This is a genomic window from Verrucomicrobiia bacterium (genome assembly GCA_035765895.1).
Taxonomy (GTDB): Bacteria; Verrucomicrobiota; Verrucomicrobiia; order Limisphaerales; family DSYF01; genus DSYF01.
Genome location: DASTWL010000044.1, coordinates 1 through 22,790 on the forward strand (window position 1 = coordinate 1; position 22,790 = coordinate 22,790).

At 61.3% G+C, this 22,790-nt stretch carries 19 protein-coding genes; 11 read left to right on the forward strand and 8 right to left on the reverse strand.

Annotated features, from left to right (window positions below; all coding sequences use genetic code 11):
- Positions 1-218 (forward strand): ribosome recycling factor (locus VFV96_09580; protein HEU5070645.1); only part of this gene is annotated, 218 nt, incomplete at its 5' end.
- Positions 215-958 (forward strand): isoprenyl transferase, encoded by a 744-nt coding sequence (locus tag VFV96_09585; protein HEU5070646.1) that lies wholly within the window; start codon positions 215-217, stop codon positions 956-958. The genes VFV96_09580 and VFV96_09585, both read left to right, overlap by 4 nt.
- On the opposite strand, the gene VFV96_09590 is transcribed toward VFV96_09585, so the two are convergent.
- From VFV96_09590 to nusA, 6 genes are all read right to left on the reverse strand, one after another.
- Entirely contained in the window at positions 959-1,951 is a 993-nt protein-coding gene (locus VFV96_09590) for a bifunctional riboflavin kinase/FAD synthetase (GenBank protein HEU5070647.1), read from the reverse strand. It lies immediately after the preceding gene.
- Between the two features lie 18 nt (positions 1,952-1,969).
- Positions 1,970-2,683, reverse strand: a complete 714-nt coding sequence (truB, locus tag VFV96_09595) for a tRNA pseudouridine(55) synthase TruB (GenBank protein HEU5070648.1) — start codon at positions 2,681-2,683, stop codon at positions 1,970-1,972.
- 9 nt (positions 2,684-2,692) lie between these two features.
- Positions 2,693-3,676, reverse strand: coding sequence for a bifunctional oligoribonuclease/PAP phosphatase NrnA (locus tag VFV96_09600; GenBank protein ID HEU5070649.1), 984 nt, complete (start codon positions 3,674-3,676; stop codon positions 2,693-2,695).
- Between the two features lie 12 nt (positions 3,677-3,688).
- Positions 3,689-4,051 (reverse strand): 30S ribosome-binding factor RbfA, encoded by a 363-nt coding sequence (gene rbfA, locus VFV96_09605; GenBank protein HEU5070650.1) that lies wholly within the window; start codon positions 4,049-4,051, stop codon positions 3,689-3,691.
- 72 nt (positions 4,052-4,123) lie between these two features.
- Positions 4,124-6,676 carry a translation initiation factor IF-2 gene (gene infB / locus VFV96_09610; protein HEU5070651.1) on the reverse strand — a complete coding sequence of 851 codons (2,553 nt, stop codon included), beginning with the start codon at positions 6,674-6,676 and terminating at the stop codon, positions 4,124-4,126.
- A gap of 88 nt (positions 6,677-6,764) precedes the next feature.
- A complete protein-coding gene (nusA, locus tag VFV96_09615; protein HEU5070652.1) occupies positions 6,765-8,045 on the reverse strand; it encodes a transcription termination factor NusA in 1,281 nt (426 codons plus the stop codon).
- A 216-nt stretch (positions 8,046-8,261) separates the two neighbouring features.
- Here nusA and VFV96_09620 point away from each other — a divergent pair, with 216 nt between their 5' ends.
- The 3 genes from VFV96_09620 to VFV96_09630 all read left to right on the forward strand — a co-directional run bounded on the left by VFV96_09620 (position 8,262) and on the right by VFV96_09630 (position 10,357).
- The gene (locus VFV96_09620) at positions 8,262-8,633 is read left to right on the forward strand and encodes a hypothetical protein (protein HEU5070653.1); all 372 of its coding nucleotides are present in this window, start codon (positions 8,262-8,264) and stop codon (positions 8,631-8,633) included.
- A gap of 236 nt (positions 8,634-8,869) precedes the next feature.
- Positions 8,870-9,076, forward strand: a complete 207-nt coding sequence (locus VFV96_09625; protein HEU5070654.1) for a cold-shock protein — start codon at positions 8,870-8,872, stop codon at positions 9,074-9,076.
- Between the two features lie 87 nt (positions 9,077-9,163).
- The gene (locus tag VFV96_09630; protein ID HEU5070655.1) at positions 9,164-10,357 is read left to right on the forward strand and encodes a coproporphyrinogen-III oxidase family protein; all 1,194 of its coding nucleotides are present in this window, start codon (positions 9,164-9,166) and stop codon (positions 10,355-10,357) included.
- Here VFV96_09630 and VFV96_09635 read toward each other — a convergent pair.
- Positions 10,354-12,054 carry an MFS transporter gene (locus VFV96_09635; GenBank protein ID HEU5070656.1) on the reverse strand — a complete coding sequence of 567 codons (1,701 nt, stop codon included), beginning with the start codon at positions 12,052-12,054 and terminating at the stop codon, positions 10,354-10,356. The genes VFV96_09630 and VFV96_09635 overlap by 4 nt on opposite strands.
- Positions 12,055-12,221: 167 nt before the next feature.
- Here VFV96_09635 and VFV96_09640 point away from each other — a divergent pair, with 167 nt between their 5' ends.
- The 4 genes from VFV96_09640 (at position 12,222) to VFV96_09655 (ending at position 17,882) form a co-directional block, all read left to right on the forward strand.
- A complete protein-coding gene (locus tag VFV96_09640) occupies positions 12,222-12,908 on the forward strand; it encodes a response regulator transcription factor (GenBank protein HEU5070657.1) in 687 nt (228 codons plus the stop codon).
- A 210-nt stretch (positions 12,909-13,118) separates the two neighbouring features.
- Positions 13,119-16,028, forward strand: a complete 2,910-nt coding sequence (locus VFV96_09645; protein ID HEU5070658.1) for an Ig-like domain-containing protein — start codon at positions 13,119-13,121, stop codon at positions 16,026-16,028.
- Between the two features lie 32 nt (positions 16,029-16,060).
- Positions 16,061-17,194, forward strand: coding sequence for a hypothetical protein (locus tag VFV96_09650; GenBank protein HEU5070659.1), 1,134 nt, complete (start codon positions 16,061-16,063; stop codon positions 17,192-17,194).
- Between the two features lie 13 nt (positions 17,195-17,207).
- Positions 17,208-17,882 carry a response regulator transcription factor gene (locus tag VFV96_09655; protein ID HEU5070660.1) on the forward strand — a complete coding sequence of 225 codons (675 nt, stop codon included), beginning with the start codon at positions 17,208-17,210 and terminating at the stop codon, positions 17,880-17,882.
- Between the two features lie 88 nt (positions 17,883-17,970).
- Here the strand turns inward: VFV96_09655 and VFV96_09660 are convergent, their stop codons facing one another.
- Entirely contained in the window at positions 17,971-18,486 is a 516-nt protein-coding gene (locus VFV96_09660) for a rhodanese-like domain-containing protein (protein ID HEU5070661.1), read from the reverse strand.
- Positions 18,487-18,950: 464 nt separating this feature from the next.
- Here VFV96_09660 and dnaB point away from each other — a divergent pair, with 464 nt between their 5' ends.
- On the forward strand, positions 18,951-20,408 hold the full coding sequence (gene dnaB / locus VFV96_09665; GenBank protein ID HEU5070662.1) for a replicative DNA helicase: 1,458 nt from the start codon (positions 18,951-18,953) through the stop codon (positions 20,406-20,408).
- Entirely contained in the window at positions 20,371-22,788 is a 2,418-nt protein-coding gene (gene bamA / locus VFV96_09670; protein ID HEU5070663.1) for an outer membrane protein assembly factor BamA, read from the forward strand. Before dnaB ends, bamA begins: the two co-directional genes overlap by 38 nt.
- Positions 22,789-22,790 lie beyond the last annotated feature (2 nt).

Here is a 22,790-nt window from a genome sequence, read left to right on the forward strand (position 1 = left end):
TAAAGATGATCAAGAAGCGAGTCGAAGAGAGCAAAGTGGCGGTTCGCAACTGCCGCCGCGATGGTGTCGACCACTTCAAGAAGCTCGAAAAGGACAAGAAGATCTCGGAAGACGACTCGCGGCGCGGCCAGGAGCGTCTCCAGAAGCATATCGACACGGTGATCGCCGAGATTGACCGAATCGGGCAGCGCAAGGAACAGGAAGTCCTCGAAGTATGACCGATCCCGGTAGCCAGCCGCCCGATTGGGTCCCGCCGGCCGATCAACTGCCCCAGCACGTCGCCATCATCATGGATGGCAACGGGCGTTGGGCGAAGCAGCGGCATCTGCCGCGCGTGGAGGGGCACCGGCAGGGTGCGGAATCGGCGCGCGCCATCATTCGCGCGGCGGGCGAGCTGGGCATCAAGTATCTCACGCTCTACGCGTTCTCGACCGAGAACTGGAACCGTCCCAAGGACGAGGTGGATACGCTGATGAAATACCTCGTGCAGTATCTGAAGCGTGAGACGCCCGAATTGAACAAGAGCAATGTCCGGCTCCAGGTCATCGGCCAGATCTGGCGGCTGCCGGAGAACGTGCAGGAGCAGGTTCGCAAATCCATTGCCACGCTGGAAAAGAACAACGGACTGACGCTCATTCTCGCGCTGAGCTACAGCGGGCGCAGCGAACTGTTGGACGCGGTGCGGGCCATCGCCGCCAAGGCCAAGGACGGCAAGCTGGATCCTTCCGAGATCACCGAGCGGGTCATTTCCGAACACCTGCACACGCGCCACTGGCCAGATCCGGACCTGCTGATTCGCACGAGCGGCGAGATGCGCGTGAGCAATTTCCTGCTCTGGCAGATTTCCTACGCGGAGTTTGTCATCACGCCGACCCTCTGGCCCGATTTCCGCAAACCGCAACTCATCGAAGCGCTGGAGGAATACGCCCGGCGCCACCGGCGGTTCGGGGGGATTTGACTAGAAGCACTTCGCGGCTGCCGCAATGTCGGCGGTGATTTGCGCCTTCAATGCATCAAGCGATGCGAACTTCATTTCGGCGCGGAGCTTGGCAATGAATTCCACTTCCAATTCCTGTCCGTAAAGGTCGCCGGCGAAATTCAAGAGATGCACCTCGAAGCGGCGTTCGTGCTTGCCGGTTTTCACCGTGGGACGCGTGCCGAGGTTGAGCGCGGCATGGAAAGTGGCGGCACGGGCGCCCCGCCCGTGAGCTTCTGTTGCATTTGAAACCGAGGGGCTCACGGGCGTCCCGCCCGCGTCACGATAAAACACCCGCGCGGCGTAAACGCCGTCGGGTGGCAGGACGAGGCCGGTCATGTCCAGATTCGCCGTGGGGAAGCCGAGCTGGTGGCCGAGTTGATCGCCGCGCACCACGGGCCCGCTGATGGAGTAAGTGCGGCCCAGCATCTGACTCGCGGCGTCGAAGTCGCCGGCTTGAATCGCGGCGCGGATGCGCGTGCTGCTGACGACTTCGTTGTCGAGCGCGACGGCGGCCATGCCGTGGACCGTGAAGCCAAGTTCAGCGCCGAGCTGGCGGAGCAGGGGGACGTTGCCGCTGCGCTTGTGCCCGAAGACGAAGTCCGCGCCGACGCAGATGCTCTGGAGCTTGCCGAGTTCATTCGCGAGTTTACGGATGAACTCCTCACCGGTTTGTTCGCTGAAGGCACGGGTGAACTCGATGAGCAATGTTGCGTCGGCGCCGAGCGAGGCGATCGCGCGGAGCTTTTGCGGCAGCGGATGGATCAGCGGCGGCACGCGGTCCGGCGCCACGATGACCGCCGGATGCCGGTCAAACGTCACCACGAGGGCGAGGCCGTCGTGCTGGCGCGCATCGGCGATGGTTTGCCGGATGATTTGCTGGTGCCCGAGGTGCACGCCGTCGAAGACGCCGATGGCCAGACAGACTTTGCGTCCGTTGGTCGGGAGATCAGCGGCTTGGCGGATGACTTTCACACGACGACTTTTCCTGCCTCAGGCGGACGCCAGCTTCAAGAACGGAATCACGCGTTTTTCCAACTGCGCCTGGCTCATTTGCAGGATCGATTCGAGCGGCAGCGCATCGGCGACGTCGAACTTGCCGGAGACGGCGCGGCGCAGGGTGGCGAGATGCGCGCCGCAACCGAGTTGCTGGCCGAGTTCATGCGCGACGCTGCGGACGTAGGTGCCCTTGGTGCAGGCCAGCCGGAACTGGCCGAGCGGCTCGGCGTAGCTCGTGAAGCGGAAGTTGTAGATGTGCACGAGGCGCGGCTCACGCTCCACCTCGACGCCCTTGCGCGCCAGTTTGTAGAGCGGCACACCGTCCTTCTTGATGGCCGAAACCATCGGCGGTGTCTGCATGATGTCGCCGATGAACGGCGCGCAGGCTTCATTCAACTGCTCCAGCGTCAACGGCGGCACCGCCTTGGTCGCGGTGATTTCACCGTCGCAATCGTAGCTGTCGGTCGTCTCGCCAAACTTGATGGTGCCTTCGTAAACCTTGTCGTCGGACATCAGGCGTTCGGAGAGTTTCGTGCCGCGGCCCAGCACGATGATGAGCAGGCCGGTGGCGTTTGGGTCGAGCGTGCCGCAGTGGCCGACCTTCTTGATGCCGAACGTGCGGCGGATTTTGTCCACGACGTCATGCGACGTGGGGCCGGCGGGTTTGTCGATGAGCAGCGCGCCGTCGAGCGCGGTGAATTCGTGCATGCGATGAAATTACTTGGCGCGGTTGATCGCCTGTTTGATGGCGGCGATGACGCGACGCTGGACCGAGAGCGGGGAACCGGCAATGCGCGCGCCGGCGGCCGCGGGATGGCCGCCTCCGCCAAACTGTCCCGCGATCTCGTTGACGTTCACCTTGGGAGATTTGGAGCGGAGACTGACGCGCGTGCACTCCGGTTCCATCTCCTCGAACGTGACGGCCACCACCACGGGCTCGATGGCGCGAATATGGTCGATCAACCCCTCCGAATCCGCGGTGTCGGCGCCGGTCCGGGTGAAGTCGCGCTTTCGCAGCCAGAAATAGCCGATGCGGTTGTTGTGCGTGAGGTGGAAATGGGAATAGACGTGCTGCAACAGCTTGGCCCGCGAGACCGGATAGGATTGATAAACCTCGTGGCAGATGTGCGCGAGGTTGGCTCCGCGCGACACCAGTTCTGCGGCGGTGTGGTAGGTGCTCGGGCGCGTGGTCGGATATTGAAACGAACCCGTGTCGGTGGACACGGCCGTGAACAGGCAGTCGGCAATGGGCTTGGTGATCGGCCAGCGGGCGGCTTTCAGGAGGCGGAAAATCAACTCGCCAGTCGAGGGCTCGCGGGCGGAAACCCAGTTCAAGTTCGCGTAACGCGTGTTGCTCTCGTGATGGTCGATGTTGATGAAAAACTTGCGCCGGGCGATGTGCTCGCCCACGGTGCCCAGCCGCTCGAAACTCGCCGCGTCGGTGGCAATGACGCAATCAAACTCCTGTCCCGGTTTGGGCGGCTGGATGACATTGTCCAGATCCAGGAAGCGGTATTTTTGCGGAATGGGATCCTGGTTCCAGCAGGAGACTTTTTTGCCTTCGGCCAGCAGGGCGAGGGTCAGGCCGAGTTGGGAGCCAACACAATCTCCGTCCGGGCGCATGTGGCCGACCACGCAGAAGGTCTGGTGCTCGTGCACGGCGTCCACGATGCGATCGATGATTTTGGGATGGGGCTTCATGCCGGAATCGATTCAAGCGGCGGGCCCGGAGCCAGTGCGCTCGATTTCGTCAATGATTTGCAGCACCCGGTGCGCCTTCTCAATCGTGTCATCCATGATGAACGTGAGGGTGGGGGTGTATTTGAGCACGATGGCCCGGCCAATCTGGCCTTGAATCAGCACGCGTTTTTCCTCGATCCGCTTGAGCGCGCGCTTTTGCTGGTCGGGCTTGCCCAGCAGGCTGATGAAAACCTTGGCGGACCGGAGGTCGCCGGAGGTTTCCACGGCGTTGACGGACACGAGGCCCACGTCGGTGATGGACAGTTCGCGGCGGATAATTTCGCCGATCTCGTGTTTCAACAGTTCGTTGACCCGTTCTATTCTGCGCGAAGCCATGATGCTCTTAACTCCAGCGGGACCGCCGGACGTCCGGTCGCCGGCGGGGTCATCCGGCGCTGACCGGTGACGTCAAAGTTTCTGGGCCACCTTCTCGACCGCGTAGCACTCGATGATGTCGCCTTCCTGAAATTCGCCAAACCCCTCGATGCGGATGCCGCATTCCATGCCGGCGCGGATTTCGTTCACTTCGTCCTGGAAGCGGCGCAGCGACTGCGTAACCCCCTCGTAGATGAGGTCCTTGCGGCGGCGCACGCGCACTTTGCCGCGCACGATCCGCCCGTTGGTGACCATGCAACCGGCCACCGGCACGCCCTTCGAGAGTTCAAACACCTTGCGCACTTCGGCCGTGCCGGTGGTGGTTTCCTTGAGGACCGGCTCGAGCAATCCGGCCATGGCCGCCTTCACCTCGTCCACGAGTTCGTAGATGATGGCGTAAAGCTTGATCTGCACGCCGTGATGCTTCGCCTTGTCATTGACACCGGTGTCAATGCGCGTGTGGAAGCCGAGGATGACCGCCTTGGACGCCGCGGCGAGCGCAACGTCGGATTCCGTGATGGTGCCGACGGCGCTGTGAACGACCTCCAGCGTCACCTTGTCGGATTCGATCTTGGTGATTTCGCTGACGATGGCCTCGACGGAGCCTTGCGTGTCGGCCTTGACGATGACCTTGAGCGCCTTGCTTTGCTGCGCGTCCAGCGTGGCGAACAGGTTTTCCAACGTCACCTTGGCGCGGTTCTCGAGTTCGGCGCTCTTGTTTTCCTGGGCGCGTTTCTCGCCGATTTCGCGGGCGGTCTTTTCGTCTTCAGCAACGACGAATTCGATGCCGGCTTCAGGCACGCCATTCAGGCCGAGGACGCGCACGGCCACGGAGGGGCCGGCCTCCTTGAGCCGTTTGCCTTCTTCGTTGATCAGCGCACGGGCCTTGCCGTAATGCTCGCCGCACAAAATGACGTCGCCGACGTGCAGGGTGCCCTTCCGCACCAGCACCGTTGCTATGGGGCCGCCGGGCTCGAGGCCGGACTCGATGACGTTGCCCTTGGCGCCGCGCGTGGGGTTCGCCTTCAGTTCGAGCAGGTCGGCTTGCAGCACAATCGCGCTGAGCAATTTGTCCACGCCCTGCTTGGTCAGCGCCGAACAATCCACAAAAATGTTGTCACCACCCCAGTCGTCGGGCACCACGCCCTTGTCCTGCAATTGCTGCCGCACTTGCATCGGGTTGGCATTCGGATGGTCGCACTTGTTGACGGCCACAATGATTGGAACCTTGGCGGCCTTGGCGTGGCTCAGCGCTTCGAGCGTTTGTGGCATGACGCCGTCATTCGCTGCGACGACGAGCACCACAATGTCGGTGACGTTCGCGCCGCGCGCGCGCATGGAGCTGAACGCGGCATGGCCCGGGGTGTCGAGGAAGGTGATTTGTTGCAGTTCGCCCTTCTTCTCCGGATGCGGCACGGAAATCGTGTAAGCGCCGATGTGCTGCGTAATGCCGCCGGCTTCGCCCTTGGCGACGTCCGATTTGCGAATGACATCGAGCAGCGTGGTCTTGCCATGGTCCACGTGACCCATGATGGTGACGACGGGCGGCCGGGGTTTGAGATCTTCCGGACGGTCTTCGTCCTCCACCACCTCGACCTTCGGCTGCGGTTTGTGAACCTGACCCTCGCCCTTGGCGCGTTTTTCAACTTCAAACCGCACGCCAAACTTGGCGCACACGCGTTGCGCGACGCCTTCGTCCACCGTCTGATTGACGCTGGCGAACACGCCGAGCTGCATCAATTCAGCGATGACGACAAATGGCTTTTGCTTCAACTGTTCGGCAAGGTCGCGCACCACGATCGGTGGCTTGAGCCGGATGATGGCGGCGTCCTCGGGCAGATCAATGTTGGTGGCTGCCGGGCCACCCGACCGGGTCGGCGGCGCCTTGGCAGCCGGCGCGCCAGTTCCGCGCCCGGCTTGCCCCCCGCGTGGCGGCGTGCCGGGTCGGTTTTGACGGTCATCGCGTTGCGGTGCTCCGGGCCGTCCGGCAGGCCGGCCGGCGCCCCGGTCGGAGGAGCGGGGACCGCTGCGCATGGGCAAATTGATGCGGCCCACCAACTGGCCCACCTTGGGCGGCGGGGGAGTGGCGGGGGCGGCCGGCGCGGGTGGCGCCGCGGGGGCAACCGGCGCCGGAGCAGGCTCCGGAGCGGGCGGCGGTTCCGGGGCTGGAGCCGGGGCGGCCTCGGTTGCGGGCGCCTGCGGTTCGACTGAGGCCGGTTCTGCCGGTTCTGCCGGTGCGGGAGAAGCGGCGGGCGCGGGTTCCGGCTTGGTTTCTGGCGCGGGTTCGTGGCGGATGAGCACCACCGGCGCGGGTTCGGGTTTGGGCGGCTCGGGGGGTGGCGTTTCAACCTTGATTTCGACGGGAACAGGCGGGGCCGGGGGCACCGCGGGCTCGGGCGCCGCGATCTTGGCTTTCAGGGCCGGATGGGACTCGATGATCTGCTGCTCCAGATATTCGGCGGTGATCTTGTCGAGAGAGCTGGAAGGGACTTTGGCGGCGGAAATACCCAGTTCTTTGGCTTTGGTTATTACTTCCTTGTTCTCCAAGCCAAGTTTCTTAGCAATGTCGTAGATGCGAACGGGCATAGTTTCAATATGCTCGCGCCTTGAACTGCCACCCCAGCATTCATAGGCCCGAGCTAAAATTCCAAATGGTCGCCACCGGCGGCATAAATCAGCCGGAGATTTCGGTCTCGCCAACCTTGATCGTGCGGCGGGCGGCCTCTTCGCGCGCAGACTGCAAAATCGCGCCGGCGTGGGCCGCCACTTCCGGGATTTCGGCCAGGTCGCTTTCCTCCGCCTGCAGCAACAGTTCGAGACTGCCAAATCCATGATGCACGAGCACGTCGGCCTGCTCGCGCGTGAGCCCGGGAATCGCGGCCAGCGACTCGACGGCTTCCGCGACTTTCTCTTCAAAGCCTTTCGTCACGACCACTTCGGGTTCGATATCCACCTGCCAGCCGGTCAGCTTGGAGGTGAGACGCGCGTTCTGGCCGCGTTTGCCGATGGCCAGGGAAAGCTGGTCTTCGCTGACGATGATCCGGGCCCGCCGCGTTTCCTCATCAATCTCGAAGGTCTTCAGCTTGGCGGGCGACAATGCGTTCGTGAGGAAGTTGCGAATGTTCGGATCCCAGCGGATGATGTCCACCTTCTCATTGTTCAACTCGCGGACAATGTTTTTCACGCGCTGGCCGCGCAGGCCGACACAGGCGCCGACCGGATCCACTTTTTCATCACGGGTCCAGACCGCGAGTTTGGTGCGGAAGCCCGGTTCGCGGGCGATGCCTTTGATTTCGATGGTGCCATCGTTGATTTCGGACACTTCCAGCTGGAACAGCTTCACCACGAAGCGCGGGTCGGCGCGGGACAAAATGATTTCCGGGCCGTGGGCCGTTTGTTCAACGGCCTTGACGTAGCAGCGGATGCGCTCGCCGATCTGGTATTCTTCCGTCGGGACGCGTTCCCGGTTGGGCAGCAGGGCTTCATACTTGCCGAGATCGACGATGACGTCGGAGCGTTCAAACCGCCGGACCGTGCCGCTGATGATGTCACCCACGCGATCTTTGAATTCCGCGAAAATGAGCGCCTTTTCGGCCTTGCGCAACTGCTGCATGATGGTCTGCTTCGCATACTGCGCCGCAATGCGGCCGAAACCGGTCGGGGTGACTTCGATTTCCAGTTCGTCGCCGATTTTGGCCTCGGGGTTGATGCGACGCGCGTCGAACTGGGAAATTTGGTCGTGCTTGGAAATGACCCGTTCAGCCACGACGAGTTTGGCAAACGCCTTGATGTCACCGGTTTTGGGTTCGATATCAACCCGCAGTTCCCGCGCCGGACCGACGGCCTTCTTGGCAGCAGAAAGGAGGGATTCCTGGACAGCAGCCAGCAAAACATCGCGGCCGATGCCCTTTTCCTTTTCCCAATACTCCAATACTGCAAGAAGATCTGCGTTCATAACTCGTTCTCTCTTCTCCCCGTCTGGGGAACAAAAAAGTCGGCAGATTTTATTCTTCCGACTTGGCGCGCTGGTAAACCAGCAAACTTTACCGTTCTAGCCAAACGCTAAATACAGCGGGGGGGAGCGTCAAGCCTCGTTTTGGCGCGGATGGGTTCAACGACCCGCCGGCAGGAAACGTTTTGCGTTTTTTTTGCGTCAACCTACTTTCGGCGCGTGAACGAACCGCTTGCCCTGTTGCTGTGCGAAAGAGGGTTGATTGCCACGCAGTTGACGCAACGCCTGGAGGCGTTGCGCTACCGCCTGCACGTCGTGGGCAAGCCGCCGGAATTGGTCGCCGCAGCCCTCACGGAAAAAGCCATGATCATTCTGGCAGACGTTGAGAGCAACACGCCGGAGGTGGTGCAGGCCCTGATGCAACTCCGTGCCGATGCCGCCACCGCGCACATTCCCGTGATCGCCTTCGGGCGGGAGATGAATGACCACACGCAAGCCGACCTCGTGGCGCGCGGCGCCACGATGGCCGTCAACGAAGTTGCGATTCTGAGTCATCTTGCCCAACTCCTTGACCGGGCGCTGGAAATCTAGCTGGTTGCCCAGCTGGTTGCGGATTGCCACCGCGTTCAACGAACCGTCGAAACAACATTTGCTGCTCTCTTCGGGTCAAAAGATGGTTAGAATATCAAATGATTGACCACCTATAGGTGAATTTATATTATCATGGCGAAAGTGTGCTTCGCTCCTTTCGTTGATGTCTCACGGCCCAGAAAGCGGTCGGGCGGAAGAGTGCGGAGCGACACGTGGCAGGAAGGAAGGAGATCGTTATGAGCAGTGGCAAAGTGAAGTGGTTCGACAACAAAAAGGGGTTTGGGTTCATTGCGCAGGAGCAGGGCAAGGATGTGTTTGTGCATCACACCTGCATCGCTGGCACGGGCTTCAAGACGCTCAATGAAGGCGATTCGGTGACCTTCGAGCTCGTGGACAGCGAAAAAGGGCCCAAGGCGCTGAATGTGCATCGCGAAGCGGCCTGAGCAGCGCGCTTGACTCCGGTGCCGGGCACGGGCCTGGCATCGGGGCTTTTGCGTGACGCCTCCCGCGCCCGCCGCTAAATTGGCGGCATGGTCGATGCCGTTGTTTCACCCGTCAAAAGCCTTTATGTGCACGTGCCCTTTTGTGCGCATAAATGCGAGTATTGCGCGTTCTATTCCGAGGCATCTTCCGGGGACATTATCAACCGTTACGTTGCCGCGCTGACGCGCGAGCTGGAACTCGTGGCGGACGCCGTGCGGCCGCAGACCGTTTTCTTTGGGGGCGGCACTCCGTCGTTGCTCAATCTGCGCCAATGGGAGCAGATTTTTCGAACCATGGACCGCTTGGGGCTTTTGGGCGCGGCGGAATGGACGGTCGAATGCAACCCGGCCACCGTTTCGGCCGACAAGGCCCGCTTGCTGCGGGAACACGGTGTGAACCGCGTCTCCCTGGGCGTGCAGTCGCTCGACGAAACGCTGCTTGAGCGGTTGGGCCGCATTCATTCGCGGGAGCAGGTATTCAAGTCCTTCGACATCCTGCGCGCGGCAGGCTTCCAAAACCTCAACGTGGATCTGATGTTTGCCATTCCCGGGCAGAGCATGGCAGTCTGGCAGCGCACGCTGGACGAGGCGCTGGCCTTGGAGAGCGAACACCTGTCGTGCTATGAGGTGATCTACGAGCAGGACACACCGCTCTTCGCGCAGTTGCAGGCCGGTGAATTTGACGTGGATGAAGATCTGGCCTGCGACATGTATGAAGCGTTGATTGACCGTGCCGGTGCCGCCGGCGTCGAGCAGTATGAAGTGGCCAATTTTGCCCGCCATCAAAGCGCCACCGCGCCGCTGCCCAAGCCCGATCTGGATGATCCCGCGATTCCGACGTTTGCCTGCCGGCACAATGTGAATTACTGGCGCGGCGGCGATTATCTGGGGCTGGGACCGAGTGCCACCGGCTACGTCAAGGGCTTGCGCACCCGTAACTGGTCCAACACACCGCTTTACTGTGAGCAGTTGGAACGCGGCATCCGCGCCTTCGAATCACGGGAGGAACTGCCGCCCTTGAAGCGGGCCGGGGAAATCGCGGCCTTTGGACTGCGCCTGACCGCCGGCTGGCCGTTTGCGGCCTTCCGGGAAGCCACGGGCCATGAACTTCGCGAGCACTGGGCGCAGGACATGCAAGCCTTGGTGGCGCGCGGCTGGGCGGAAACGAACGATGAACGGTTCCGCCTGAACCGCCTGGGCCTGCGCTTCGCCGACGCGGCGGCGGAAATGTTTCTCCGCTAGGCGGCCGTGGCTTCGGTGTGCACCGGCCGCGCGTGACGTAATTTTTGCGCGGCAATCAAGCCGGCGATGACGCACAGGGCCGCTGCTGCGAGATATGGCGAATGCGGATAAAGCGCGTAGGCGCTCGTCGCGAACAACGGGCCGAAGATGCGGCCCAACGTGCCCGCGCTTTGCGTGACGCCCAGAATCCCGCCCTGTTCTTCCTGCGGTGTGAAGATGGAAATCAACCCCATGGTGGGCGCGCGATTGAGGCCCGACGACATGGCGACGGCCGCGAGCCCGACCAGCAGAACCACGAGGGTGGCGGCGTAGGGAATGATGAGCAGGCTCAAGCCCACCAGCACCAGGCTGCTGGAAATCAGCTTTGGCTCGCCGAAGCGCTTCACCAGCCGTCCGATCATGCCGCCCTGCACCATCGCCGACATGAGTCCGCAGAACGCAAACAGGTAGCCGATGTGCTTTTCGTCGTAATAAAACTTCTGCCGTTTGATTTCCGCCGGATATGCATCTTCCAGCAGGAGACGGTTGAAGTGGCGCAACGAATCCGACCGCAGATTCGCGGTGGTCAGTTTCGCCGTCTCCGGGCGCAGGTTGACCTGCTGCCATGCGGCGACGTCGAACAAGTGTGGCTGCAGCAACAGCGCATTCACGTCATCGAACAATTTGCGGCGGAGTGCCGTCGGGGCGGAGGTTTGCTGCAAATCGGCGAGTGCCTGGGCCGGCATCAGGGAGCGCAGGCGGGCCGAAACCGGGTCCGTGCCCGCGCTGATTTTTTGCGCCAGAGCAGTTGGATTCTTGAAGTCATCGGGATGAAACCCCGGTGACGCGAGCAGCAGCGGGAGGGTGCTTTCAAAACAGGCGAAGCAAAACGTGGCCAGAAAATACAGGCCGATCAAAAAGCCGACGCGCGGCATTTTCAGCGCATGCGCCCATTGGGCCAGTTTCGGCCGGGTCGGAGCGCTGGCCGTGCCCGGGGTGCGGCTTTCCGCGAGGATCATCACGGCGAGGAGGAAATTCGTGATGCAGATGGCCGAAGCCACCCAGCCCGGACCCGCGAGGCCGAATCCGCTCGCGCTGAGCGCGCCAATCACCGGCCCGAGAATGAATCCCAGCCCGAAGGCCATCCCGATCATACCCATGCCGCGGGACCGTTTTTCCGGCGGGGTCACATCCGCGATATACGCCGAGGCCACCGAGATGTTGGCGCCGCAAATGCCCGCAAAGACGCGTGAGGCGAGCAGGACCGCCAGGGCCGCGTGCGGACTCAGGCGTGGTGCCGCAGCCAGAGCGAACAGGGCATACGAAACGGCTGAACCGGCGGTGCTGATCAACAACACGGGTCGCCGTCCGATCTTGTCGGAAAGCCGTCCCCACGCCGGTGCGAAGAAAAATTGCATCACCGAAAACGACGCGATGATGACGCCGATCATGAACCCTTCCGCGCCGAATTTCTCCGCATAACGCGGCAGCAGGGGTAAAACGATGCCGAAACCAATGAGGTCGATGAAGACGGTGAGGAAGATGATGAGCAGGGAAGGTTTCTTCATGGCATCAGCGTTTCCGGAACCGGGCAGGCACAAACAACATCCGCGCAATCTAGGGACGGAGCGGGGCGAGTCAAGGCAGTGGCGGTGCCGGGTTCGAGTCACGCACGTCTTGAACCGGGACATTTTGGCGGGTGGGCGGGCCAGCATCATGCGGAACTGGTCGCGGGCGCGGGATTTGCTTCGAGATGCTCCGACGAGTTATCAAGTTGCGTCCCGGATGCGCTTTATCCAGTATGCGGTTGCATCCGAATTGAAAATTGACCGGAAGTCCTGGAACCAACGCGGCCAGAATCGCAACCGAACACTGTGAACCAAAAATGGCACAAGCCAAAGATCGTCAAGCCAAGGACAGTAGAGCCCGAATTCTACTGGTGGATGACCACGCCGTTGTCCGTTACGGTATCGCGCAACTCATCAATCGGCAGAACGACCTTGTTGTATGCGGTGAAGAAGAAGACGCCTCGCGCGCCATGAGCGCCATCGGGACGTTGAAGCCCAACCTGGTCATCGCCGACATTTCGTTGAAGGACAGCAGCGGCCTCGAATTGATGCGCAACATCAAGGCGCAGCATCCGGGCCTGCCCGTGCTCGTGGTGAGCGTCCATGATGAATCCATTTACGCCGAGATTGCCTTTCGCGCCGGGGCGCTCGGTTACCTGATGAAACAAGAGGCGGTGGACAAGATCCTGACCGCCATCCGCCGTGTCCTGGCCGGTTCGATTTACGTCAGCGACGTGCAGGCGGCCCGCATGCTGCAGCAACAGGTGCGCGGCCAGAACACCATCCAGGAATCGCCGGTGAAGAGCCTCAGCGACCGGGAACTGGAGGTGTTCCAACTTATCGGCCAGTGGAAGAAAACGAAGGATATCGCTTCGCAACTGCACCTCAGCATCAAGACGATTGAATACTACCGCGAGCAGATCAAAAAGAAGCTCAACCTGAAGAGTGCCGCAGAATTGACCCACTACGCCACTTCGTGGGTGCAGCGCGAAGCCACGCGTTAGCATTTATTTCAAATTCTTCTTCAGCCGGCCGATCTAGGCCGGCTTTTTTGTTTACCGGGCCCAAATCCGTTTCAATCCCTCCGCGAATCCCGGGGTTGTCCCGGGCTGGTGTTTCGTCGTGGACCGGGGGATGGGTCACTGTCCTGCCCTGATTGTGCATATTCCCCGCGGAATTAACCTGCTGTTAACGACATGAAGCAATTCTGTGTTATGAATGCAAACCGCACCCTGGGCACCTGCCTCGCGGCCGGGCTGTTGGTTTTCTCCACGCTCGCCGCCCGCGCCGTGTCCTACTCCTTGCAAGGACAGTCGCGCGGCAGCACCACATGGACCACCAGCAATTTGCAGAATTGGCGCGAACTTGATTACATTCCCTGCCGGCTCTTGATATCTGGTTCTGCAGTCAACAACCAAAGCGTAACGATTACTTTTCCGCACCTCACCGGCACCACACCGGGTTTTCAGGATCTCCGCAATTTTTCGACTTCGACGAATGTGACCTTCGTTTCCGGTCCGACGTTGTCGGCTCCTGAGGGGCAGGATTGGTCCTATACATTTGTCATCAACTATGCCGGCGGGACGGGCTTCGTCAGCTTCGATGCCCGGCTGGCGGCCGGCGCCCACTTGAACACGGGCAGTTCACTCATGCTCAGTGGCTCCCCAAACTCGATGGGGAACCTGCAAGTTCATAAACCGGCACCCGGGCCTGGCGCACCAAACCTTGCCTTGACCAAGATCGGTCCGGCCACGGCGGCGGCCGGCGACATCATCACTTACACCTTGACCTATACCAACACGGCGACGACCACGAACATCGCGGTGGGTTCGCAAATCAGCGATGTTCTGCCTCCGCAGCTCGTCCCCGTGATTGCGTCACTCAATGGGGGTGAAGTCGCCGGGAACACGGTGTTTTGGGATGTGGGCGATGTCGGTCCAGGGATGGGCGGTGTGGTGACGTTCCAGGCGCAGATTTCGACCAACATTTCATTTGGGCAGGCCATCACCAATTACGCCCAGGTGTTGAGTTCGGAAGATGATGCCTCTTACATGGACAACTCCTCCCGCTGGGTGACAGTGTTGAGCATTAACCGCCCGCCCGTGGCCGGCGACGATGCCTATTCCGTGCCGGAGGATGGTTCGCTCGCCGTGTCCGCGCCCGGCGTGTTGGCGAATGACACGGACGCGGATGGCAATCAACTTTCCGCCACCCTCGTTACCGGCCCCAGTCATGGAACGCTTGCCTTCAATGCCGACGGAAGCTTCACCTACTTGCCAGAGACCAATTACAACGGCCCGGACAGCTTTGCTTACAAGGCCACTGATGGCTTAGCCGACAGCGCCGTGGCGACCGTGAGCATCACGGTGACGCCGGTGAATGACGCACCGGTGGCGGACAACCAGAGTGTGACGACGCCGGAAGACACGGCGAAGGCGATCACGTTGAGTGGTTCCGATCTGGACGGCGACAGTCTGAGCTTCACGGTGTCGACGCAGCCGGCGCACGGCACCTTGAGCGGCACCGCTCCGAATCTGACCTACACCCCGGCGGCGAACTACAACGGTCCGGACAGCTTCACGTTCCTGGCGAACGACGGGCAGACGAACAGCGCCGTGGCGACCGTGAGCATCACGGTGACGCCGGTGAATGATCCGCCGAACACCAACAATTGGGCGGGCGGGGACTACACCATCAACGAAGATTCTGTGTTGACGGTGGCCGCGCCGGGCGTTCTGGCCGGGGTGGTGGATGGGGACGCGGACAATTTGAGCGCGGCGGTGGCGACTTCGGTTGTGCACGGAAGCCTGAGTTTGAATCCGAATGGGTCGTTCACGTATCAGCCGGCGACGAATTACAATGGCGCGGACAGCTTTACATTCACGATTTCCGACGGCCAGACCAACGTGGGGCCGTTGACCGTCAACATCACGGTGGTGCCGGTGAATGACGCCCCGTCGTTTGTGAAGGGCGCAGATCGACTTCTGCCGGAAAACGCGCCGGCCCAAAGCATCGCGGGCTGGGCCTCTAACATCAGCGCCGGTCCGGCCAATGAAGCGGATCAGGTGGTGACTTTCCAGGTGAGCAGCGACAACCAGGCGTTGTTTGCGGTGCAACCCGCCCTAAGCGCCAATGGCACGCTGACCTTCACGCCGGCGGCTGGTGCTTTCGGCACCGCGAACGTGTCGGTGGTGGCGCGTGACAATGGCGGCACTGCGAACGGCGGTGTGGACACTTCGGCGCCGCAGACGTTTGCCATCACTCTCAACGCGCCGCCCACGGTGAGCATCACGAGCCCCACGAATGGTGCCACGTTTATTGGTCCCGTGGACTTCACGCTGCTGGCCAACGCGGCCGATGCGGATGGCACGGTGGCCCAGGTGGAATTGTTCGTCGGCACCAACCGCGTCGCGCAAATCACCAACGGCGGGCCGTATTTCACGGTGCTGACCAACGTGCCGCCGGGCACCTACCAGTTGAGCGCGCGGGCCACGGACGACCGGGGGGCGGTGGGCGTCTCGACCACGAACAGGGTGACAGTGCTGGAGCATCCGCCGATCGTGACCGTGGCGGGGATTCATTTGAATCCGCGCACGAGCCTGTATGAGCAAACCATCCGGGTGCTCAACCCAACCTACAATGCCTATCCGGCGGTGCGGGTGTTCGTCGGCAATCTCGCGCCCGAAGTGCGGTTGTTCAACATCTCAGGCGTGCTGAACGGCGTGCCTTACGTGCAGTCGAATTTCCCCGTGCCGGCGGGCGGTTACGTGGACATCATCGTGCAGTATTATTCCACGGGCGGCGTGCTGCCGAACCCCACGTTGTTTGCGGAGATCGTGCCGGTGGAGGAAGGCGGCGGGGCGGTGGCTGTGGGCGGTGTGGCGCAGCCCATCCGCACCGGAAAGATGCTGCCCAACGGCACCTTTCAACTGGAATTCGGCACCCAGTCAAATCGGGTCTATGCCGTGCAATACAGCAGCGACCTGAAGACGTGGGGCACCACGCCAAACGCCGTCGCCGGCAACGGCTCGTGGTATGTCTGGATTGACAATGGCCAGCCCAACACGCCCAGTCTGCCCAAGGATGCCAAAGCGCGCTTCTACCGGGTTCTGTTGATGCCGTAATCATGCTGCGGATTCACCCGAGAATGCTTTCCATGAAACGTCGCCTTCAACCTCATTACCTCGTGCTCGCCACCGCGGTGGGCGCTGCGTCGGCGTTCGCCCAGGCGGACGGACTGGATGGCAGCGCGCTCGCGGCCAGCCTGCAAAAAACCGCCACGGCCAGGCCCAACCGGGTCCGCGTCAGCTACCGCGCTGGATTCAACGTGGGCGTCAAATTTGAAAACCTCGGTGGCATCACGCCGCCATCCGGCGCCAATCCGGGGCCGGCCACCGGTTACCAGGAAAACCGCACTTACGAGGACGGCTACAATTATCTGGACGACAACAACAACTCCTACGGCGATCTGCACGCCACGCGGAACTGGGGTTACACCAGCGCGAGCCAGATCACCGATACGGCGGACAGCCGGTTCGTCGCCATGCACGTGACCTCGGCCCCGGCCACGGGCGCGACGGGCAGCCGCGATGACGACCCGCTGCACGGCTTTGAAATCAATTACGCCCGCGAGTTGCAGGATCACGGCAGTTGGAAATGGGGCGTCGAAGCCGCCTTTGGCTTCACCTCGCTCGACGTGACGGATGCCCGCCCGGTGAGTGGCAGTGTCAACCGGATCACCGACTTGTTTGAAGTGCCGCTCGACGAGGGCACGGGGGACCGCTATGTGCCGCCGGCCCCTTACGCGGGGTCGGATTCACCGGGGCCGTTGCTGGGCAGCGATCCCAATCGCACAGTGGAAACACTGGCCGGTGCGGCCACCATCAGTGGCCGGCGGCAGTTCGAGGCCAATCTGTTCGGCTTCAAAGTCGGCCCCTATGTGGAAATCCCCGTCAGCTCACGGTTGTCGGTGAACGTCAGCGGCGGTCTGGCACTGGTCTATGTTTCCAGTGACCTGACGTTTGGGGATGAAACCGTCACAACCGACCCGTCCATCAATCTGACCCAGATCCATCCCGGCAGTTCCAGCTCGAAGTCCGACCTGCTGCCGGGCGGTTATGTGGCGGCCAATCTGGCATGGACGGTGGACGAGAACTGGACCATATTTGGCGGCATGCAATTCCAGGGCGCGGGCAAATACACCCACCGCGATGCCGGCAGCCAGCGTGCCGCGGTGTTGGACCTGGGCCAAACGGTGTTTGGTGTCATTGGAGTCGGTTATTCATTCTGAGGAGAAGCCCGTCATGAACAAAGCAAAGTCGCGGATCAAGGTATTGCTCGTGGACGACCATCCGGTCGTGCGGCGTGGGTTGGCTGCCTGCTTGAGCCGGCAGGAACAAATCGAGCTGGTGGGTGAAGCCGCCGACGGTCGGGAGGCGCTGGAAAAAGCCCGCGCCCTTCAGCCCGACGTGGTGGTTACCGATGTGGAAATGCCCGTGATGAACGGGGCCGACCTCACCGTGGCGCTGGCGCGCGACGTGCCCGCCGCCCGCGTGCTCGTGCTCTCCATCTACCGCGCGCCCGGCCACGTGCTGCGCATGGTGCAGGCGGGCGCGGCCGGCTACATGTTCAAGGAATCGCCCGTGGAAGAACTCGTGCGCGGCATCGAACAGGTGGCCAAGGGCGAGCCGTTCTTCAGCGAAAACGTGGCGCAGATCGCCTTGAACCAGGTCGTGCGCGGCCAGATGTCCGGCGAACAATCACTCACGGTGCGCGAACGGGAGGTGCTCATCCGGATTGCCGAGGGCCTGAGCAACAAGGAAATCGCCGACGTGCTGGGCCTCGGTGTGCGCACCGTGGAAACGCACCGCGAACGTGCGATGCGCAAGCTGAACATCCACAGCGTGGCGGGGCTGACCAAGTATGCCCTGGCCCAGGGCTGGGTGACGTTGAACGACGGCATGAAGCTGGGCGTATAGGAATTTGCTGGCTGGAGGAACCGGGGAGCAATCCCCTGACGGCGCGCCTGCGGGCGCGCCGTTTGCGTTGTGGGCCGGCCGGCGTCATTTACGGGCTGGCAGCTTTCCGGGACGTGGATTCCAGTTTGATCCGGGTGGCATTCACGTCCAGCAGCGGACCCAGTTCATACACGTTGGTGTAGCCGTAGGTGTAAAGCGCCACATAGGTCGAGAGATTGAGCGAGGCCGCCGGGCTTTTGGTCGCGAACGCCCGCGGCGCATTGAGGAAGTTGTTGTTGCAGTAAATGAGAATGCGCCGTCCCTTGTCGGGAATGAGCCGGGCCAGGCTGTTGACGTTGATGTCGGGGAAACTCAGGTTCACCGCGCCCTTGACGTGCAGCAACTCAAACATCGCGTGACTGCGTGCGTCGAGCACCAGCGTGTCCGGTTCCCGGCTCATCCGGATGAATTCCGCCTCCGAAACGCGCCGGCTTTCGCGATGTTGCGCCGCCTCATGTGCGAGCTTCAAAAAGCCGGGCATGTCGATGTTCGTGTTGACGACGGAATTTTGTGCGGAGAGCAGCAGCGGCGCGCTGAACAGCAGGGCGAGCAGGGGCGTTTTCATGCTCCTTGGACGGAAGCCGGCGGGATTTGCTCCCACCTCAAAGAATCACCGGCTTTGGTGGACTGTGAAGAAACTGTGACCAACGCCCAATAATTCAGGTTTGCCCGCGAACCGGTTTTGGCGTTTCGTTGACGATGCAGGATCGAGCAAGGTTTAACTCAGTGTGATGCTGGAGTCCAAATCCAGCCAAGCCTCGACTGGCAACTGAGAGCAAACTTGGTGGCTTCCAAAACCACCCTCGATCCTGCACCGTTTTACGGGAGGATCATGATCCCAATTGCAGCATACAGCAATTGGAAGTTATTAAGGTTGTTCACCAAGAGGAAAGCTTTCCTCAAATGCAGATTGCAACCCAGTTGCCGTTTTCACCTAAGACTCGTTTCTGAAAGATTGTGGATAGTTGGTCAATTCTAAGGTGAAAACTTCGACTCGCTTTGTGGTCGTGTTTTAAGTTTCGTTGTCGCGTGATTGATTCAGTTGCTGATCAAGGCGGCCCCGCCGTTGACTTGAAGCGTGCCCGTCGCCGCAAGCAGGCGGCGTTGGATCCGGCCAAGCTGGACCGCCTGCCGCCCCATGCCATCGAGGCGGAGCAGGGCGTGCTGGGATGCTTGTTATGGTCGCCCAACGACTGCATGGGCGAGTGTATCACCAAGTTCAAGGGTGATTCCGAGGTGTTCTACGACCTCCGGCATCAGACCATCTACGACGCCATCCAGGCGATGTATGACAAGCGCGAGGCGGTGGATTTGATCACGCTGCAACAGCGCCTGAAGGACAAGCAGATGCTCGAGCAGGTGGGCGGCCTGGCTTACTTGTCATCGTTGCAGGACACGGTGCCGTCCGCGGCCAACCTGAGTTACTACCTCGACATCGTGCTCGAAAAGGCGGTGCTGCGGAAGATGATCCGCACCTGCACGGACATCGTGGCCCGCGCCTACGAAAACGAGGGCGAGGTGGACACGTTGATGGATGAGGTGGAGCGTGACGTGCTGCGCATCAGCGAATCGCGCATTCAGGGGGCCACCAGTTCGATGAAGGAGCTGGTCAAGAAGGCCATCACGACAATTGAGGATTTTCACCAACGGCAGGGGATGTTGACGGGCATTTCCACGGGCTTTGCCGACTTCGACAAGATGACCAGCGGCCTGCACGGGGGCGAGATGGTCGTCATTGCCGCGCGGCCTTCGATGGGCAAAACCTCGCTGGCCATGAACATCGTGGAGCATGTGGTGCTCGAGGAACGGCTGCCCGTCGGCGTGTTCAGCCTGGAAATGACCGCGGAATCGCTGGTGCTGCGCATGTTGTGCTCCCGGTCCCGCGTCAATCTGCGCAACGTGCGCGAGGGCTTCCTGGCCGAGCGGGATTTCCCGAAGCTTACCGGGGCCGCCGGCAAGATGGCGAGCGCGCCGCTGTTTATTGACGATTCGGCCGGCCTTTCCATCCTGCAAATGCGGGCGAAGGCGCGCCGCATGCACCAGCAGCACGGCATCAAACTTTTGGTCATTGACTACCTCCAGTTGCTTCACTCTACTGCGGCGCGAGCAAAGGAAAGCCGGCAGCAGGAAATTGCGGACATCTCGGGTGGCATCAAAGCCTTGGCGAAGGAACTCAACGTTCCCGTCATTGTGCTGGCCCAGTTGAACCGGGAATTGGAAAAGGACAAAAGCCGCAAGCCCCGGCTGTCGGATTTGCGCGAATCCGGTTCCATTGAACAGGATGCCGATCTGGTGGGGTTGCTTTACAAGCCCAGCGTGGACGATGAAGAAGGCGGCGGCAGCGGAGATCAAGACTCACGCCCCGTCAACCTCCTCATCGCCAAGCAACGCAACGGTCCGACCGGCGACGTTAACCTGACGTTCCTCAACTCGATTACACGTTTTGAAAGTGCCGCAAAAGTCAGCGAAGAAGATGTGCCGGGTTGAGCAACCGGCGGTGTCCGCCTGCCGCTGGCTCATTGCGCTGTTGGGGTTGCTGTTCTTCACCGCCGCGGCCCTTGCCCAGCTTGACCCCGTCAAGGTGGCCAGCATCGAAATCAAGCCCGTCGGCCCGGCCACCGTCAGCGACGAGTTGATTCGCGCCAACATCCGCGTCAAGGTCGGCGATCCTTACATCCGCCTCAACGTGGATGATGACATTAAGAACCTCTACGCCACCGGCCTTTTCTATAACATCCGCGTGGCCGAGGAAAACACCGCCGACGGCGTGGCGCTGACTTACCTTGTGCAGGCCAAGCCGCGGCTCACCGATATCCGCTTTCAGGGCAACCACAAGTATGACGACGCCAAGCTGAAGAAGAAAATCACCTCGCGGGTGGGCGACCCGCTGGATGAGCGGAAGCTGTTCACCGACAGCCAGGACATCCAGAAGATGTATGAAAAGGCCGGCTACCCCGGCACCGAGGTGAAATACGTCCTGAACATCGAGGAGGCCGCCGGCCGCGGCACCGTGACGTTTGACATCAAGGAAAGTCCGAAGGTCAAAATCCGCGAGGTGGATTTCGTGGGGGCGACGGCCTTTCCGCAAGGCAAACTGCGCAAGGTGATCAAGACCCGCAAACGCTGGTTCCTCTCGTGGATCACCGGCAGCGGCGTTTACAAAGCCGACCAGTTTGATGAGGACCGGGACCGGCTGACGCAGTTTTATCGCCAGCACGGCTACCTCGACTTTGAAATCAAGGACGTGCAACTGGAACGGCCAACGCCGCGGACGATGGTCGTCAAGATCAGCGTTTACGAGGGCACGCCCTACAAGGTGGGCGCGGTGACGTTTCAGGGCGCGCCGATGTTTCCCACCAACAGCGTGGACAAAATGCTCCTCAAGCCCGGGGCTGTCTTCAATCCCGACAATCTCGGCAAGGACATCCAGCGCGTCGAGGATTTCTACGGCGCGAAGGGTTACATCGACGTGAACAGCTCGTCCGGCAACCTGCGCGTGGCAAAAATCCCCAACACCGAAAAGGGGACAATGGACCTGCGCTACAACGTGGACGAGGGGCAGAAGTCTTACATTGAGAAGATTGAAATCCGCGGCAACACCAAGACCAAGGATCGCGTGATCCGGCGCGAACTGGCGGTGGCGCCCGGCGAAGTGTTCGACATGGTGCGCGTAAACATCAGCAAGCAGCGCCTGGAGAACCTGCAATACTTCGACAAGGTGGACACGCGACCGGAGCCCACCGACATCCCGAATCGCAAAAACCTCGTCATCGGCGTCGAGGAAAAGAACACGGGCAATCTGTCTGTGGGGGCCGGGTTTAGTTCGGTGGATTCCATCGTCGGCTTTGCGGAATTCAGCCAGGGCAATTTTGACATTGCGAATCCGCCGCTGTTTACGGGCGCGGGCCAGAAATTCCGGCTGCGCGTCCAGTTGGGCACGCAGCGGCAGGATTACTTGATGTCGTTCGTCGAACCTTGGTTCCTGGGCCGCAAATTGTCGTTGGGCGTGGATCTTTACCGCCGCGAGCTGAACTATCAAAGCTTGGAGAGCCTTTACGATGAGGAACGGACGGGCACGCGGCTCAGCCTGACGCGGGCGTTGGGCAGCGACTTTCTCATTGGCAGCCTGAGCTACACCATTGAAGACGCGGGCATCGTCAACGTATCCACCAATGCCCCGGCGTCGATCACTTCCGAGTCGGGCCATTCCCTGTTGTCGAAAGTGGGCCTGTCGCTGGCGTATGACACACGCAACAACACCATGCTGCCGGACCGGGGCCAGCGCACGGAGCTTTCGACTGAATTCACCGGCGGGCCGTTCGGTGGCGACAAGGAGTTTTACAAGCTGGAAGTCAAGAGCGCGTGGTATTTCAAGGGGCTCTTCACCGGTCACGTGCTGGAATTATTCGGCCGTGCCGGCGTGGCGGACAGCCTCAAGGGCAACGAAGACGTGCCGTTCTACGAACGCTATTACTTGGGCGGCCTCTATTCCCTGCGCGGTTACCGGTATCGCGAAATCGGCCCGCGCGAGCAGTTGCTCGACGGCAGCAGCAGCGAGCCCATCGGCGGTGACACCTACTGGTTCGCCTCGGCTGAATACAGCATTCCCATCATTGAACGTTTGCGCTTCGCGGTGTTCTATGACATCGGCATGGTTTATCCCGGCTCATTCAGTCTTTCGCCCGATCCGTCGCGCGGCCCCGGTTTTGACACCGGCAGCTACGCGGACAACTGGGGCATTGGCCTGCGCCTGAACCTGCCCATCGGTCCGCTCCGGCTGGACTACGGCATCCCCATCACCTCGCCGCCGGGCGTCAGCTCCAGCGGGCGCTTTCAGTTTGGAGTCGGCTACACCCGCGAATTTTGATT